Here is a 16,533-nt window from a genome sequence, read left to right on the forward strand (position 1 = left end):
ATGCCTGACCGCGGCCGGAACGGTTCAGGTCATTGCGCGACCCAGGCGTTGAAGCGCTCGGTCAGTTCTTCCGAGTTATCGATCCAGAAATCGACGTCCAGCGCAATGGAATTGGCCATGTTCTCGGGCGAGGTGGGCAGGTCCTTGGCCAGTTCCGGGGGCACCGCCGCGGCCGCTTCCTTGTTCGGCAAGCCATAGGCGATGTATTGCGGCAACTTGACCTGGTTCTCGGGCTTGCTGGCGAACGCGATGAAGTCCATGCCCGCGTCCTTGTTCTCGGCACCCTTGAGGATGGACCAGCTGTCAACCGCATAGATGCTCTGCGGCCAGACGATCTGCATGTTGGTGCCTTCGGTCCTGTTCAGCCCGGTGATCCGGCCGTTATATGCGGTGGTCATCACCACCTCGCCGGTCTGCAGCAGGCTCAGCGGCTGCGCGCCTGCTTCCCACCAGATCAGGTTGGGTCGCAGTTCGTCCAGCTTGGCAAAGGCGCGATCCACGCCCTCCGGGGTGCCCAGGACGTCGTAAAGCTCGTCGGGTGCCACGCCATCGGCCAGCAGCGCCACCTCGAGCGCGTATTTCGCACCCTTTCGCAGCCCGCGCTTGCCCGGGAACTTCTAGACGTCCCAGAAGTCCGCCCAGGATTTGGGGACATTGTCGCCGGTCAGCTTGTTGCCATCATAGGTCAGGGCGACGGACCAGACGATCCCCCCCACGCCGCAATCCGACACGGCGCTGTCGATGAACTTGTCGCGGCCTCCCAGCTTGTCCCAATCGATCTTTTCATAGATGCCGTCGGCGCAACCGAGCGCGAGTTCCTCGGACTCGACCTCGACCACGTCCCAGTTGGGGTTGCCCGCCTGCACCTTGGATTGCAGCACGCCATAACCGCCTTCCCAGCTTTCATCCAGCACCGGCTGGCCCGACTGTTCGGCGAAGGGCTTGAAATAGATTTCGCGCTGCGCGTCCTGGAACGTGCCACCCCACGAGACGACGGTGAGATCGCGTGCGCTTGCCGCCCCCGAGGCCACCGACAGTGCAGCGGCGACAAAAGCGAGTGTCCTGATCGTCATGGTTGTTTCTCCCTGTTGTTGTTTCATGTCACGGCCGAGGTGACATCGCGGATCAAGTATAGCCTTGATGCTGCATCCGTTCGAGCCGCAGAGCGGCCGCGCGCCGGTGTCCTTGCAGGCCCTCGGCGGCGCTTTGCCGGACGGCGGGCGGAGCCACCTGCACCACGCCCTCGTCCGTCAACCATTGATGGGTGCAGGTCTTGACGTAGGACCCGACCCAAAGTCCACCAGTATAGCGGCCCGCGGCCATCGTCGGCAGGGTATGGTTTGTGCCGACACACTTGTCCGAATAGACGACCGAGGCGTTGGTGCCGATGAACAGAGAGCCATAGCTGCGCAGTCGCGCCGCGAGGCCGTGGGCATCGACGGTGTGGACCTGCAGATGCTCGGCCGCGATGCGGTCGGAATAGGCGATCATCGCATCCTCGCTGTCGCACACGGCGATCTCCCCATAGTTCCGCCAGGCGGGCGCCGCGACATCGGCCGTCTCCAGCGTCTGAAGCTGCCGCTCGACCTCGGCCAGAACGGCCTCGGCCAGCGACGGATCAGTGGTGATGAGGCCGACCCGCGTCCGCACGTCATGCTCGGCCTGCGCCAGCAGATCGGTCGCGATCATCTCCGCGTCGCCGGTCGAATCGGCGAGGATGAAGATTTCGCTGGGCCCCGCCAGCTGGTCGATCCCGACGCGGCCGAACACCTGCCGCTTGGCTTCGTTGACATAGGCGTTGCCGGGTCCGACGATCTTGTCCACCTGCGGCACGGTCGCGGTCCCGTAGGCCATCGCGGCGATGGCCTGGGCGCCGCCGATGCGGAAGATTCGGTCCGCCCCCGACAGGTGGCAGCCGGCGATCATCGCCGGATGCGCGTTGGGCGGCAGGCAGGCAATGACCTCCCCGACGCCAGCCACCTTGGCGGGGACGATCGACATCACGGGCGCCGACAGCAGCGGATAACGGCCGCCGGGAACATAGCAGCCGACGATGTCCAGCGGGATCACGCGATGGCCGAGGTGGACGCCCGGCAGCGCCTCGATCTCGAGCGGCAGCATGGTGGCCAATTGCGCTTCGGCAAAGCGGCGCACGTTCCGGATCGCGAATTCGGTATCTTTCCGCGTCTGCGGGTCCAGGGCGGCCAGTGCCTCGTCGCGCTCGGCCGGCGTCACCTCGAAGACGGCCCGGTCGGAGTTGTCGAACTTCAGCGCATAGTCGCGTACGGCCGCGTCGCCCCGCGCCGCGACATCGGAGATCAGCGACTTGACGATCCCCTCGATCTCGCGCGTGTCGGTCGCCGCGTCGCGCGCGGGTGCCTTCAGCAGCGTGACGCCCGCCAGTTCGTGATTGCTCATCCGCTGCCTCTCCTGCCTGTCAGATTCTTTCAGCCAGATTGGAGAGCCCGCCTCCCGGCTGGCAATGGACAAGATTCGGGGTGGTCGATATCCTCACCACGGGTCGCAGGAGGAGCGCCATGCCGCGGATCGGTCACAGGCTGACGGAACTGCGCCGACGACGTCGGCTGAGCATCCGTGAGTTGGCGGTCCGGTCAGGTGTTTCCCATTCCACGATCTCGCTGATCGAGCGGGACCAGATCAGCCCGTCGGTGGATACGCTGGCTGCGATCGTCGACGCGCTGGGATCGACGGTGGTCGGTTTCTTCACCGACGTTTCCGGGCAAGGCGCTGTCAGCCCTTTCTATCCCTGCGCCAACCTGGTTGAAATCGGCCGGAACGACCATGTTTCCTATAGGGTGGTCGGTTTCGATCATCCCCATCGGCAGATGCTGATTCTCAGCGAAACCTATCCTGCCGGGGCAGCAACCGGCGAGCCTATCACCCATGTTGCCCAGGAAGGTGGTGTGGTCGTGAAAGGCGCAATCCAGGTCACCGTCGATGGCCAGTCCCGCGTTCTTGAAGAAGGAGACGGATATTATTTCGACAGCCGGCTTCCACATGCTTTCACGAACGTCCATGACGGCGAAAGCCGCATCGTGTCAGCGATTACACCGCCGACTTATTGAGCTTAATGCGCAAGACCGAATGGTTTAGAAACAGACATGACTGCCGTTTGAACTGAGCTCTACTGCGCCGCATTGCTGTCCCGTCCATCGCGCCCGCACTCCCGTGCACCCTCAACCGAGCCGGAAGTTCTGTTCCACCACCGCCTCCATCGCGACGTTGCTCGACGTGTTGCTGACATGGGGCAGGCCCGAGATCTTCTCGGCCATGATGCGCCGGAAGTCGGCCATGTCGCGCGACCGGACCTTGACCAGGTAGTCGAAGCCGCCCGCGATCATGTAGCATTCCTCGACCTCGGGGATCGCGCGGACGGCGGTGTTGAACTGCTGCAGCGCGGCCTCGCGCGTATCGCTCATGCTGATTTCGACGTAGGTCACATGGGTCAGGCCCAGCTGCAGGGGCGACAGGATGGCGCGATAGCCCGAGATCAGGCCGCTCTCCTCGAGATGCCGGATCCGCAGGGCCACGGGGGTCTTGGACAAACCGACCTTGCGGGCCAGTTCGGCCGTGGGGAGCCGAGCGTTCTGGGTCAGTTCGGCCAGGATCTTGCGGTCCAGGGTGTCCAGCTTGACGTCCATCCTGAAAACTGCCCCGAATATGTTCCGTTGACCCATTCGGCGGCCCGCATTCAGGCGCACCGACTACGCGCACCGTGATAAATCTTTTCGGTCACTGCAAGGAGATCGGCATGTCCTCGGTCAGCCCCCGCCTCTTTTCCACCCAGGCCAAGTTCGCGGACGAAGCCGGCCTTTTGGAACGCCTGGCCGCGCAGGCCGCGCTGTCGCCCGCGCAGCGGGCCGCCATCGGCACCCGCGCCGCCGATCTGGTCCGCCGCATCCGGGCCGAGGCGCGGCCCAGCCTGATGGAGCATTTTCTGTCCGAATACGGTCTGTCCACGCGCGAGGGCGTCGCCCTGATGTGCCTGGCCGAGGCGATGCTGCGCGTCCCCGACCGCACCACCATCGATGCGCTGATCGAGGACAAGATCGCGCCCTCGGACTGGGGCAGGCACCTGGGCGAGGCCAGCTCGTCGCTGGTCAACGCCTCGACCTGGGCTTTGATGCTGACGGGCAAGGTGCTGGACGACGACCAGGCGGGGACGCTGCGCCGCATGGTCCGCCGCCTGGGCGAGCCGGTGATCCGCACCGCCGTGGGCCGGGCGATGAAGGAAATGGGCCGCCAGTTCGTGCTGGGCCAGACCATCGGCAACGCCCTGGACCGGGCAAGGACCCGCGAAAAGCAGGGTTTCACCTACAGCTACGACATGCTGGGCGAGGCGGCGATGACATCCGCCGATGCCGCCCGGTACGACCGCGCCTATGGCGATGCCATCGCGGCGATTGCCCGGGCCTGCAACAAGGGCTCGGTCGAACAGAATCCCGGCATCTCGATCAAGCTGTCGGCCCTGCACCCGCGCTACGAGGTCGCGCAGGAAGCGCGCGTGATGCGCGAACTGGTGCCCGTGGTGCTGCGGCTGGCGCAGGCCGCGAAGGCCGCGAACATGGGCATGAACATCGACGCCGAGGAACAGGACCGGCTGGTCCTGTCGCTGAAGGTGATCGAGGCGGTGTTGTCCGATCCCTCGCTGGCCGGCTGGGACGGCTTCGGCGTGGTGGTGCAGGCCTATGGCAAGCGCGCGGACCAGACCATCGACTGGCTCTACGACACCGCCACGCGGCTGGACCGCCGCATCATGGTGCGGCTGGTCAAGGGCGCCTACTGGGACACCGAGATGAAGCGCGCCCAGGTCGAGGGCCATCCCGGATTCCCGCTTTTCACCAGCAAGGTCGGAACGGACGTCAGCTATATCGCCAATGCCCGCAAGCTGATCGCGTATGCCGACCGCATCTATCCGCAGTTCGCCACCCACAACGCCCACACCGTCGCCGCGATCCTGGAAATGGCGGGCGACATCCGCTTCGAGTTCCAGCGCCTGCACGGCATGGGCGAGCGGCTGCATGACATCGTCCTGCGCGAAACCAAGGGCCGCTGCCGCATCTATGCCCCGGTCGGCGCGCATCGCGACCTGCTGGCTTATCTCGTGCGCCGCCTGCTGGAAAACGGCGCCAACAGCAGTTTCGTCAACCAGATCGTCGACGAAGCCGTCAGCCCCGAGGAGGTCGCCCGCGATCCCTTCGACGCGCTCGCCACGGCCCGGCCGCCCACGGCCCTGCGGACCCCTGCGGATCTTTACGGCGCCTCGCGCCGGAATTCGGCCGGGTTCGACCTGTCGGACGAACAGACCCTGGCCCGGATCAACGCCGCGCGCGACGTGGCGATGCCCGACGTCGTGCCGCTGACGGTGTCCGAACCCTCGGGCAAGGTGCAGGACGTGCTGAACCCCGCCACCGGCGAGAAGATCGCGACCGTGATGATGGCCGATGCCGCGACCGCCTCGCGCGCGATCGACGATGCCCGCGTCTGGGATGCGCCCGCATCCGAACGCGCCGCCGTGCTGCGCCGCGCCGCCGACCTTTACGAGGAGAACTTCGGCCCGATCTTCGGCATCCTTGGCCGGGAAGCGGGCAAGTCGCTTGGCGATGCCGTGGCCGAACTGCGCGAGGCGGTCGATTTCCTGCGCTACTACGCCGCGGAAGGGGAACACAGCCCGCAAGGCCCGCGCGGCATCGTCGGCGCGATCAGCCCCTGGAACTTCCCGCTGGCGATCTTCACCGGCCAGATCGCGGCGGCGCTGATGGCAGGCAACGCGGTGATCGCGAAGCCGGCCGAATTCACGCCGATCATCGCGGCCGAAGGGGTCAGGCTGCTGCATGAGGCGGGGGTGCCGGTCACGGCCCTGCAACTGCTGCCCGGACGCGGCAGCGTCGTGGGGACGGCCATGACCTCGGACAGCCGCGTCAAGGGCGTGGTCTTCACCGGATCGACCGACACGGCCCAGACCATCGCCCGCAGCATGGCCGCGAACCTGACGCCCGGCACGCCGCTGATCGCGGAAACGGGCGGGCTGAACGCGATGATCGTGGACTCGACCGCGCTGCCGGAACAGGCGGTGCGCGACATCGTGAACGGGGCGTTCCGGTCGGCCGGGCAGCGCTGTTCCGCGCTGCGCTGCCTGTATGTGCAGGAAGACATCGCCTCGCACATGATCCCGATGATCCAGGGCGCGATGGACGAGCTGGTGGTGGGCGATCCCTGGGATCTCGCGACCGATGTCGGGCCGGTGATCGACGCGGGCGCGCAGGGCGACATCGCGGACTATATCGCGGCCAACGGCAACCGCGTGATCCACAAGCTTGACGTTCCCGCCCGCGGCACCTTCATCCCGCCGACCATGCTGCGCGTCGGCGGCATCGCGGACCTGGAACGCGAGATATTCGGCCCGGTGCTGCATGTCGCGACCTTCCGGGGCGACGAACTGGACCGCGTCGTGGCCGACATCAACGCCCGCGGCTTCGGCCTGACCTTCGGGCTGCACACCCGCATCGACAGCCGCGTGCAGGAGGTCAGCGAGGCGATCCACGTCGGCAACATCTACGTCAACCGCAACCAGATCGGCGCGATCGTGGGGTCGCAACCCTTCGGCGGCGAGGGGCTGTCGGGCACCGGACCCAAGGCGGGCGGCCCGCGCTACGTGCCCCGGTTCTTCGCACCGGAAACCCCGGCGGTGACGGGGGACGGCTGGCAGGGCAGGGCGGACGAGGCGCGCATCGGGCGCGAGCTTGCCGCCCATGTGTCGAGGAAGATCGACGAGCGCCTGATGCCCGGCCCGACGGGCGAGCTGAACCGCCTGACCGCCCATACCCGCCCGCCGGTCCTGTGCCTGGGTCCGGGCGCGCAGACCGTGGCCGCCCAGATCGCGGCGGTGTCGGCCCTTGGCGGGGATGCGGTGGGTGCCGACGGCCCCCTGGCGCCCGAGGCGCTGTCGCGCCTGCCCGCCATGGCCGCCGTCCTGTGGTGGGGCGACGACGCGCAGGGCCGCGCCTATGCCGAGGCGCTGGCCGCGCGCGATGGCGAGATCGTGCAGCTCGTGACCGGCCTGCCGGACCTTGCCCATGTCGCGCATGAACGCCATCTGTGCGTGGACACCACCGCAGCCGGCGGCAACGCCGCGCTGCTGGCGGGGTGATGAGGTCCGTGCCGGGCCTCTGGTGCAAGACGGGCGGCCCGCGCCGTGCAGGCGCCGCCGATCCCGGCTGTCGGGCGGCGAGGTTGCCGTCGCGGGCAGATGCCCTGCGGGTCGCGACCGTGCTCGCGCGCCCGGGCGTCCTCCGCACGCCTGAACGCATCGACAAGGGCGGAAGGCGCTTGCGGACCTGGGCGCGCCCGGGCGCCTGCCGGCGCGAGAGCGCGTTGTGGAACCGTCCCGAAGGCAGCTATCCTGACCTGCGCACGGCCGCCCGTGTCATCGCCATCGAAGAACTCGGCCATGCCGTCGGGATCTGACGGGCCGAGCGAACCGGGGCGCGCCCGTCGCGCTTCGCCATGCCACCAGCGGCCCGCCGGCCTTGCCGGCGGCCGTGCAGAATGAACGACCATCCAGTGGGAGGAAACGCCATGACCAACCTGTCCCTTGCGGCCGCCGCCGCCGCGCTTGCGCTGTTTGCCCAGGCCGCGAGCGCCGAAACCCTGCGCATCGCCACCGAGGGCGCCTATCCTCCGTTCAACTATACCGAGCCGAACGGGCAGCTGGCCGGCTTCGACGTGGACATCGCACGCGAGCTTTGCACCCGGCTCAAGGCCGAGTGCGAGATCGTCGCGCAGGACTGGGACGGCATCATCCCCGGCCTGCTGGCGAACAAGTACGACCTGATCGTCGCCTCGATGTTCATCACCGACGAGCGCAAGCAGCAGGTCGATTTCAGCGAACCCTACTACCGCGCGGCGATGACGCTGGTGGCGCCCAAGGACGCGGGCCTGACCGATCTCAGCCCCGAGGGGCTGGCGGACAAGGTGATCGGCGCGCAGGCCGGGGCGACGCAGGGCGACTATGCGACCGCCACCTACACCCAGTCCGACGTCCGGCTCTACCCGGCGCAGGACGAGGTCAACCTCGACCTTGCCGGCGGGCGCATCGACCTGCAGGTGGGCGACATGCTGCCGATGGTGGACTGGACCATGAACAGCGAGGACGGCGCCTGCTGCGAGCTGGTCGGCGAGCCGATCACCGACCCCGCCTTCGTGGGCGAGGGCGTCGGCATCGCGATGCGCAAGGGCCAGGACGACCTGCGCGGCCGGATCAATGCCGCGCTGGCCGAGATGCGCGCCGACGGCGCCTACAAGGCCCTGAACGACAAGTACTTCCCGATCGACGTCTATACCCTGAAGTGAACGCAAGGGGCTGGAAGGCATGTTCGAGGCGCTTTCCTTCGGCGATGCCGGCTGGGGCGACGAGCTTCTCTACGGGCTGGCCGTCACCATCCGGCTTGCGCTGACGGCGCTGCCGGTCGGCCTTGCGATCGGCTTTGTCGTCGCCGGGTTGTCGATGGCGCGGTCGCCCCTGCTGCGGATGCTCGGGGTCGGCTACACGACCCTGATGCGGGGGCTGCCCGAGATCCTGACGCTGTTCGTGGTCTACAACGGTGTCGGGCTTCTGCTGGGCAGGATCGCGCTCTGGTACGACCCGGCCGCGGCCCCGCCGGCCTTCAGCCCCTTCGTGGCGGGCGTCGTCGCCCTGTCGCTGGTGTTCGGCGCCTTTGCGGCCGAAGTCCTGCGCGGCGCCTTCGCCGCGCTCGACCGCGGCCAGGTCGAGGCGGGGCAGAGCGTCGGGATGACCCGCGGCATGATCTTCCGCCGCATCCAGGTGCCGCAGGTCTGGCGCTTCGCGCTGCCGGGCCTGGGCAACCTGTGGATCAACCTGCTCAAGGACACCTCGCTCGTCTCGGTCATCGCGCTGGACGACCTGATGCGGATGACCAAGGTCGCGGTCGGGGTGACCAAGCAGCCCTTCACCTTCTATCTCGCCGCCTGCCTGATCTACTGGGCGCTCTGCGTCCTGTCCGAGCTGGTGCTGGCGCGGCTCGAAGCGCGGGCCAACCGCGGCGTCCGGAGGGTCTGATGCATCCGATCGACACCCTGCAGGCCGCATGGCCCGCGCTCATGGACGGCCTGTGGATCACGCTGCAGCTGACCGTCTTTTCGTCGGTGCTGGCGGCGGCGCTGGCCGTGCCGCTGGCGCTGGTCCGCGTCCATGCCCCGGCTGCCGCGCAGGCGCCGCTGCGGCTCTACATCTCGTTTGCCCGCGGCACGCCGATCCTGGCGCAGCTGTTCCTGATCTTCTACGGCTCGGGCCAGTTCCGGCCGCTGCTGACGGAATGGGGCCTGTGGTCGTTCTTCCGCGATCCGTCCAACTGCGCGCTGCTGGCCTTCGTCTTCAACTCGACCGCCTACCAGACCGAGATCCTGCGCGGCGGCATCCAGGGCGTTCCTCCCGGCGAGATCGAGGCCGCGCGCGCGATCGGCATGAGCCGGGTCACCGCGCTGCGTCGGGTGGTGCTGCCCCACGCCTACCGCATCGCCTGGCCGGCGATCGGGAACGAGATCATCCTGCTGATGAAGGCCAGCGCCCTGGCCAGCATCGTGACGGTGTTCGACCTGATGGGCCAGACCCGGCGCATCTTCTCGCGCAGCTTCGACTTCTCGATCTATCTCTGGGCGGCGCTGCTGTATCTCGCCATCACTGCGGTCTTCGTGGTGCTCTGGCGTCTGGTCGAGCGCCGCCTGTCCCGCCACCTCGCCGCGCGGCAGGCCCCTTTGCCCGCGGCCAACCCGAGGACCACATGACGGCGCCCCTGATCCTTTCGGCCCGCGACATCCACAAGTCCTTCGGCAGCGTCGAGGTGCTGAAGGGCATCTCGCTGGATGCGCGCAAGCACGATGTCATCTCGATCCTCGGCGCCTCGGGCTCCGGCAAGAGCACCTTCCTGCGCTGCCTCAACATGCTGGAAACGCCGACCTCCGGCAGCGTCACCGTGCATGGCGAAGAGATCGTGCTGCGCAACGGCCGGCCGCAGAGCATGCGGCAGATCGAACGGGTGCGCAGCCACCTGGGCATGGTGTTCCAGCAGTTCAACCTGTGGACCCACCGCACGGTGATCGAGAACGTCATGGAAGGCCCGGTGCTGGTCAAGCGCGTCCCCCGGCGCGAGGCGCGCGAACGCGCCGAGGCGCTGCTGGCGCGGGTGGGCCTGGCCAACCGCATGGACATGTATCCGTCCCAGCTGTCGGGCGGCCAGCAGCAGCGGGTCGCCATCGCCCGCGCCCTGGCGATGGAACCCGACGCGATCCTGTTCGACGAGCCCACCTCGGCGCTCGACCCGGAACTGGTGGGCGAGGTGCTCAAGGTCATGCGCGCGCTGGCCGAGGAAGGCACGACGATGATCGTGGTCACGCACGAGATGGCCTTTGCCCGCGACGTGTCCTCGCGCGTGGTGTTCCTCCACCAGGGCCGGGTGGCCGAGGAGGGAAGCCCGGACGAGATGTTCCGTGCCCCCCGCAGCGCCGAGTTCCAGCGCTTCATCGCCAATTTCCGATGACCGGCGCCCCTGTCCTGCGCCGCTTCGACGCGGCCGTTCTGGGCGGCGGCATCGTGGGCATGAGCTGCGCGCTGCACCTGCAGAAGCGCGGGCTTGCCGTTGCCGTCATCGACCGCGACCGCCCCGGCCGCGGCGCCAGCTACGGCCACGCGGGCCTGGTCGAGCGGTCGTCGGTGATCCCCTACGCCTTCCCGCGCCGCCTGGGCGAGCTGCTGCGGCACGCGGCGAGACGCGGCTCGGCCGTCAGCTACGATCCGATGTTCCTGCCGCGCATCGCGCCGTGGCTCGTCCGCTACTGGTGGCATTCGGCGCCCGCGCGCCTGCGGCGGGCAGGGGCCGACATCCTGCCGCTGATCGAACGTTCGGTGGCCGAGCACGAGGCGCTGGCGGCCGAGGCCGGGGCATCCGCGCTGCTGATGGATCGCGGCTGGATCGAGGTCTGCCGCGACGACGCCGCCCTGCGACGGGCGGCCGACCACGCCGCCGGGATGGCGGCCTTCGGGCTGGATGCGGCCGTTCTCGACCGCGCGGCGCTTGCGGCGCTGGAACCCGGCCTGTTGCCGGCCGCGATCGGCGGCATCCACTGGCGCGATCCCAGGACGACGACCGATCCCGCGGGCCTCGTGAACCGCTATGCCGCGCTGTTCGAAAGCCGGGACGGCGCGCTGCTGCGGGGCGACGCGCGGACCCTGGCGCCCGCGCCTGAGGGCTGGGGCCTTGCCACCGCAGGCGGCGATCTGCGGGCGGCGCAGGTCGTGCTGGCGCTGGGCGCGGCCTCGGCCGAAGTCTATCGCCCCTTGGGCTACCGGCTGCCGCTGGAAGCGAAGCGGGGCCACCACCTGCATTTCGCCCAGCCGTCGGGGGGCGGGCTGAACCGGCCTGTCGCCGACGAGGTCAACGGCTTCGTCCTGTCGCCCATGGCGCAGGGCTTGCGGCTGGCGACGGGGATCGACCTGTCCCCGCCCGGCGCCCCGCCCGCGCAGGGCCAGATGGCCCGCGCCCGCGCCCGCGCGTCGGAGCTTGTGCCGCTTGGCGACCCGGTCGAGCGCGCGCCCTGGGTCGGGCTTCGCCCCTGCCTGCCGGACATGCGCCCGGTGATCGGCCCGGCCCCGCGCCATCCGGGCCTGTGGTTCGCCTTCGGCCACGCCCATCACGGCTTCACCCTTGGGCCGGCCACCGGACGGCTGGTGGCCGAGATGATGACGGGCGACACGCCCTTTGCAGACCCGGCGCCGTTCCGCGCCGAACGCTTCGCCGGTCGGTGACCGCGCGACCCCTCACCCGTCCTGCGGACGTGTCCACGATGCCGAGGTGCCGTCAGTAGCCACCCCGCCGCACCCACGGGCTGTCTGCCGGCACGCCCCGTCACTCCGCGCGCGCAAGACTGCCTGCGGTAATCCGTCTTCCGGGCGATCAGCCCGGCCGTGCGCGTTCCTCGAAGTAGGGGACTAGGTCGCGTGTCCAGTGCCGGGCGTCGGCCTCGACGATGCGGCGCGCCTGCTCGGCGTCGCCCGCGGCCAGCGCGGTCCAGAAATCCCGCAGCGTGCCGATGATGCGGTCCGTCCGCGCGTCCTCGTCGGGCACGTCGATCAGCGCGGTCACGATGTAGAACTTGCGCCAGAGCGACAGGACGTGCTCGGCCAGGTAGCGGTTATGGATGCGCGCGGCGATCCGCTGGCGACACTCGAAGACAGAGCGTGAGAAGGCCAGCTTGCCCGCGCGGTCGATCTGCCCGATCTCGGCCAGGGTCGTCTGGCGCAGGGCGTCGGGCCAGTAGCGGATCACGTCCTCGACCAGGGCCCGTTCGATCCAGACCTTGATCTCGTAGAGATCGACGATCTCGGTCGCGGTGAAGTCGGCCACGAAGGATCCCAGCCGAGGGCGGCTGACGATCAGCCCCTGGCCTTCCAGTTCGCGCGCGGCCTCGCGCACGGGGCCGCGGCTGACGCCGAGCCGTTCGGCCAGATGCACCTCGTTCAGGCGCTGTCCGGGCTTCAGGACGCCGGCGACGATCAGGCTGATCAGTTCCTCGCGCACGCTGTCGGACAGGCTGACAGGGCGCAGCTTCCCGGTCGGGAGGTCGTTCATCGTGCCTTCCTGCACATCGATGGATCGCCCTATCCAACCACATCGCGGACCCGCTTGCCACGCCGGAAAACTGTTAACAGTTTACAGTACGACGGCTTTGTGATAACCCTTTCGTCATCCGAGGACGTCGCCTTCGCCGAATCCGGCCCTGACGCCTGCCCTTGCCCGAGATCAGGAGGAGAGAAATGTCACAGCCCGGACCCATGAGCCTCGTCCCATTCGTCAGCGTGGACAACATGATGCGCCTGGTGCTCGCCACCGGCGTCGAGAAGGTGCTGACCGAGCTTGCCACCTATATCGAGGAAGACTTCCGCCGCTGGGAAAGCTTCGACAAGACGCCGCGCGTCGCCGCCCATTCCGAGGAAGGCGTGATCGAGCTGATGCCGACGTCGGACGGCAAGGCCTACGGCTTCAAGTACGTGAACGGCCATCCCAAGAACTTCCGCGACGGCCGCCAGACCGTCACCGCCTTCGGCGTCCTGGCCGAGGTGGACAGCGGCTATCCCGTGCTGCTGAGCGAGATGACGATCCTGACCGCGCTGCGCACCGCCGCGACCTCGGCCGTGGTGGCGAAATATCTCGCGCCAAAGGGCGCGCGGACCATGGCGATGATCGGCAACGGCGCGCAGTCCGAGTTCCAGTGCCTCGCCTTCAAGACCATCTGCGGCATCGACACCGTGCGGCTTTACGACATCGACCCGCAGGCGACCGCCAAGGCGGCCCGCAACCTGTCGGGCAAGGGGCTGACCGTGGTGACCTGCGGCTCGGCGCAGGAGGCCGTGCAGGGCGCCGAGATCATCACCACCTGCACCGCCGACAAGCAGTATGCGACGATCCTGACCGACAACATGGTCGGCAGCGGCATCCACATCAACGCGATCGGCGGCGACTGCCCCGGCAAGACCGAACTGCACAAGGACATACTGTCGCGGTCCACGGTCTTCGTGGAATACCCCGACCAGACCCGGATCGAAGGCGAGATCCAGCAGATGCCCGCCGATTTCCCCGTCACCGAGCTCTGGCGTGTGATGACCGGGCAGGCCCCCGGCCGCACCGACGAGCGCCAGATCACCCTGTTCGACAGCGTGGGCTTCGCGACCGAGGATTTCAGCGCCCTGCGCTATGTGCGCGACAAGATCCGCGGCACCGATCTTTACCAGAATCTCGACATGCTGGCCGACCCCGACGATCCGCGCGACCTGTTTGGGATGTTGGAACGCATGTCGGCGGAAGTGCGGGCCGCCTGAGCGGCCGGGGAAAAAGGGGAAAGGGGACTGGATGCTGACGAACAGCGAGATCACCGACCTGACCGACTTCCGCCGCCTTCTGCACCGGCACCCCGAGGTGTCCGGGCAGGAGCGCGAGACCGCCGCCCGTGTGGCCGAGAAACTGCGCCGGATCGGCGCCCACCGGGTCGTGACCGACCTCGGCGGCCACGGCGTCGCAGCCATCTTCGAGGGGGCCGAGCCGGGGCCCACGGTGATGCTGCGGGCCGAACTGGACGCGCTGCCGATCGAGGAGACGGGCGAGGTGGACCACGCCTCGACCATTCCCGGCCGGGCGCACATGTGCGGCCATGACGGGCACAGCGCCGCGCTTCTGGGCTGCGCCTGCGCTTTCGCCCGCCAGCCGCCCCAGCGCGGCCGCGTGGTGCTGATGTTCCAGCCCGCGGAAGAGGACGGCTCGGGCGCCGCGGCGGTGATCGCCGATCCCCGCTTTGCCGACCTGCGCCCCGACGTGGCGTTTTCCTGGCACAACATGCCCGGCATCCCGCTGGGGCACGCCCGCCTGCGCGAAGGGCCGATGTTCTGCGCTTCGGTCGGGCTGCGGCTGGTGCTGAAGGGCCGGACGGCCCACGCATCCCAGCCGGAAACCGGGATCTCGCCCGCGCAGACGCTTGCCGACCTGATCCGCGACCTCGCGGCGCTGGGGCCGGGCGGCGCGATGGACGAGGAGTTCGCCCTTGTCACCATCACCTACGCCCGCCTGGGCGAGCCCAGCTACGGCATCGCTGCCGGCCGGGCCGAGCTGCAGGCCACCCTGCGCGCGCTGATGCCCGAACGGATGGAGCGGCTGCGCACCGATGCCGAGGCGCTGGCCCGCCGCGCCGCCGCGGCAGGGCGGCTGCGGCTGGAGGTCGAATGGCACGACGACTTCGCCGCCAGTGCGAACGACCCCGAGCCCACCGCGATCATGCGCCGCGTCCTCGACGCCCGGAACGTCGCCTTCGAGGAGATGGCCGAGCCCTATCGCGGGTCCGAGGATTTCGGCCGCTTCGGCGAAACCGCGCAAACGGCGATGATCCTGCTGGGCGCGGGGATGGACGTCTCCGCCCTGCACAATCCCGACTACGACTTTCCCGACGACCTGATCCCGATCGGCGCCGGAATCCTGACCGACGCCGCGCGCGAGATCCTTGGGTGAGCGGGCGATCCTTCAAGCCTTTTCATGCCATCGGGGAGGATGGTTCGTGCAGACAGTGACTTCGCCACGGATGTGGCGCGACATGGTGATCGTGGGCTTTGCCATGTTCGCCGTCTTCTTCGGGGCCGGGAACCTGATCTTCCCGCCGCACGTGGGCTTCCAGACCGGGGACGCCTGGCTTCCGGGGCTGATGGGCCTGCTTCTGACGGGGATGCTGCTGCCGACCATCGGCGTCGTCGCCGTGGGTCTTGGCGGCGGCACGTTCCAGCGGCTGACGCAGCCAGTCGCGCCGTGGTTCGGCACGGTGATGACGATCGTCACGATGATCACGGTCGCCTGGCTCATCACCATTCCCCGCACCGCCGCCGTCGCCTATGAAACCGGCATGGCGACGCTGGTGCCGGGCGCCGCGAACGGGATCGGCAAGACGCTGTTCCTAGTCCTCTACTTCGTCATCTCGCTGTTCTTCGCCATCGACCGCAGCAGCGTCATCGACAAGATCGGCAAGTACCTGACCCCCGCGCTTCTGATCCTGCTGACGGGGATCGTGATCTGGGCCTTCGTCGATCCGGTGGGCCAGCCCGTTCCGTCGCGGCAGGACAGCCCCTTCGCCTTCGGCTTCGTCACCGGCTACCAGACCGGCGACGTGCTGACGGGCCTGCTGTTCGGGGTGCTGTTCATCGAGGCGATCAAGGCCAAGCACTACGCCGCCGACCAGGTCTTCGTGCCGATGATCATCGGCGCCGCCGCGATCACCTTCGCGGGGCTGTTCGTGGTCTATGGCGGGCTGGAATACCTGGGCGCCACCGGCAGCGGCCTGTTCACCGACGACATCGGCCAGGCCGAGCTGCTGACGGCGCTCGTGTCGACGCTTGCCGGCAACTTCGGCGCCAAGGCGCTGGCGGTCGCGGTGATCCTCGCCTGCCTGACGACCGCCGTGGGCGCGACGGCCGTGATGGCGACCTACATGGCCCAGTGGACCGGCAACCGCATCAGCTATCGCGCCGGCGCCATCCTCACCACGCTCGTTGCGCTGGGGCAGGCCTTCGGCGGGGTGGACTACATCATCGGCATGGCGGGCCCGATCTTCATGCTGATCTATCCCGTGTCGATCTGCATCGCGATCCTGGGCCTGTTCTCGCGCCTCTTCACCAACGACGGCATCTGGAAGGGCATGGCGGTCGCGACGGTGCTGATCGGCATCTACGATTCGCTGGCGCTGACCGGGTCCATGCTGGGCTTCACCCTGCCGCAATGGCTGCAGGCCGCCTATGGCGCGATCCCGCTGGCGGAACAGGGCTTCGCATGGGTCGTCCCGGCCATCGTCGGCGCGCTGATCGGCGGCGCAATCTGGTCCGCGACAGGGCGCCAAAGCGTCGGGAACCAGCCGGAAGCAGCCCACGGCTGAGCACCGCAAAGCCAGAATCCTTTTGACGAGACAAGG

Annotated in this window: 15 protein-coding genes and 1 pseudogene; 11 read left to right on the plus strand and 5 right to left on the minus strand. The window is 68.5% G+C overall.

What is annotated here, in order from left to right; genetic code table 11:
- Positions 1-29: 29 nt before the first annotated feature.
- The 3 genes and pseudogenes from ELI80_RS16185 to hisD all read right to left on the minus strand — a co-directional run.
- Positions 30-605: pseudogene (locus tag ELI80_RS16185) on the minus strand (extracellular solute-binding protein); the annotation flags it as partial.
- A 12-nt stretch (positions 606-617) separates the two neighbouring features.
- On the minus strand, positions 618-1,073 hold the full coding sequence (locus ELI80_RS16190; protein WP_201740565.1) for a type 2 periplasmic-binding domain-containing protein: 456 nt from the start codon (positions 1,071-1,073) through the stop codon (positions 618-620).
- Between the two features lie 52 nt (positions 1,074-1,125).
- A complete protein-coding gene (hisD, locus tag ELI80_RS06225) occupies positions 1,126-2,418 on the minus strand; it encodes a histidinol dehydrogenase (RefSeq protein WP_136650254.1) in 1,293 nt (430 codons plus the stop codon).
- A 119-nt stretch (positions 2,419-2,537) separates the two neighbouring features.
- Here hisD and ELI80_RS06230 point away from each other — a divergent pair, with 119 nt between their 5' ends.
- Positions 2,538-3,086, plus strand: coding sequence for a cupin domain-containing protein (locus ELI80_RS06230; protein WP_136650255.1), 549 nt, complete (start codon positions 2,538-2,540; stop codon positions 3,084-3,086).
- 111 nt (positions 3,087-3,197) lie between these two features.
- Here ELI80_RS06230 and ELI80_RS06235 read toward each other — a convergent pair whose 3' ends face one another.
- Complete coding sequence (locus tag ELI80_RS06235) at positions 3,198-3,662, minus strand: Lrp/AsnC family transcriptional regulator (protein WP_136650256.1); 465 nt, start codon at positions 3,660-3,662, stop codon at positions 3,198-3,200.
- Positions 3,663-3,772: 110 nt separating this feature from the next.
- On the opposite strand from ELI80_RS06235, the gene putA reads away from it, so the two are divergent.
- The 7 genes from putA (at position 3,773) to ELI80_RS06270 (ending at position 11,842) form a co-directional block, all read left to right on the plus strand.
- The gene (gene putA, locus ELI80_RS06240; RefSeq protein WP_136650257.1) at positions 3,773-7,171 is read left to right on the plus strand and encodes a bifunctional proline dehydrogenase/L-glutamate gamma-semialdehyde dehydrogenase PutA; all 3,399 of its coding nucleotides are present in this window, start codon (positions 3,773-3,775) and stop codon (positions 7,169-7,171) included.
- 8 nt (positions 7,172-7,179) lie between these two features.
- Positions 7,180-7,488 carry a hypothetical protein gene (locus ELI80_RS06245; protein ID WP_136650258.1) on the plus strand — a complete coding sequence of 103 codons (309 nt, stop codon included), beginning with the start codon at positions 7,180-7,182 and terminating at the stop codon, positions 7,486-7,488.
- 111 nt (positions 7,489-7,599) lie between these two features.
- Positions 7,600-8,373: a transporter substrate-binding domain-containing protein gene (locus tag ELI80_RS06250; RefSeq protein ID WP_136650259.1), complete on the plus strand. Its 774-nt coding sequence runs from the start codon at positions 7,600-7,602 to the stop codon at positions 8,371-8,373.
- A 19-nt stretch (positions 8,374-8,392) separates the two neighbouring features.
- Complete coding sequence (locus tag ELI80_RS06255; RefSeq protein WP_136650260.1) at positions 8,393-9,100, plus strand: ABC transporter permease; 708 nt, start codon at positions 8,393-8,395, stop codon at positions 9,098-9,100.
- On the plus strand, positions 9,100-9,825 hold the full coding sequence (locus ELI80_RS06260; protein ID WP_136650261.1) for an ABC transporter permease: 726 nt from the start codon (positions 9,100-9,102) through the stop codon (positions 9,823-9,825). The genes ELI80_RS06255 and ELI80_RS06260 overlap by 1 nt, the downstream gene beginning before the upstream one ends.
- Complete coding sequence (locus tag ELI80_RS06265; protein ID WP_136650262.1) at positions 9,822-10,577, plus strand: ABC transporter ATP-binding protein; 756 nt, start codon at positions 9,822-9,824, stop codon at positions 10,575-10,577. The genes ELI80_RS06260 and ELI80_RS06265 overlap by 4 nt, the downstream gene beginning before the upstream one ends.
- Positions 10,574-11,842, plus strand: a complete 1,269-nt coding sequence (locus ELI80_RS06270) for an NAD(P)/FAD-dependent oxidoreductase (protein ID WP_136650263.1) — start codon at positions 10,574-10,576, stop codon at positions 11,840-11,842. Before ELI80_RS06265 ends, ELI80_RS06270 begins: the two co-directional genes overlap by 4 nt.
- 148 nt (positions 11,843-11,990) lie before the next feature.
- Here the strand turns inward: ELI80_RS06270 and ELI80_RS06275 are convergent, their stop codons facing one another.
- The gene (locus ELI80_RS06275) at positions 11,991-12,665 is read right to left on the minus strand and encodes a GntR family transcriptional regulator (protein WP_136650264.1); all 675 of its coding nucleotides are present in this window, start codon (positions 12,663-12,665) and stop codon (positions 11,991-11,993) included.
- A gap of 185 nt (positions 12,666-12,850) precedes the next feature.
- On the opposite strand from ELI80_RS06275, the gene ocd reads away from it, so the two are divergent.
- The 3 genes from ocd to brnQ are packed head-to-tail and all read left to right on the plus strand — an operon-like array spanning position 12,851 to position 16,497.
- Positions 12,851-13,912: an ornithine cyclodeaminase gene (gene ocd, locus ELI80_RS06280; RefSeq protein ID WP_136650265.1), complete on the plus strand. Its 1,062-nt coding sequence runs from the start codon at positions 12,851-12,853 to the stop codon at positions 13,910-13,912.
- A gap of 31 nt (positions 13,913-13,943) precedes the next feature.
- A complete protein-coding gene (locus tag ELI80_RS06285) occupies positions 13,944-15,089 on the plus strand; it encodes an amidohydrolase (RefSeq protein WP_136650266.1) in 1,146 nt (381 codons plus the stop codon).
- Between the two features lie 46 nt (positions 15,090-15,135).
- Positions 15,136-16,497, plus strand: coding sequence for a branched-chain amino acid transport system II carrier protein (brnQ, locus tag ELI80_RS06290; RefSeq protein WP_136650267.1), 1,362 nt, complete (start codon positions 15,136-15,138; stop codon positions 16,495-16,497).
- The last annotated feature ends 36 nt before the right edge of the window (positions 16,498-16,533 follow it).

The organism is Paracoccus aeridis (assembly GCF_004923205.2).
GTDB lineage: Bacteria > Pseudomonadota > Alphaproteobacteria > Rhodobacterales > Rhodobacteraceae > Paracoccus > Paracoccus aeridis.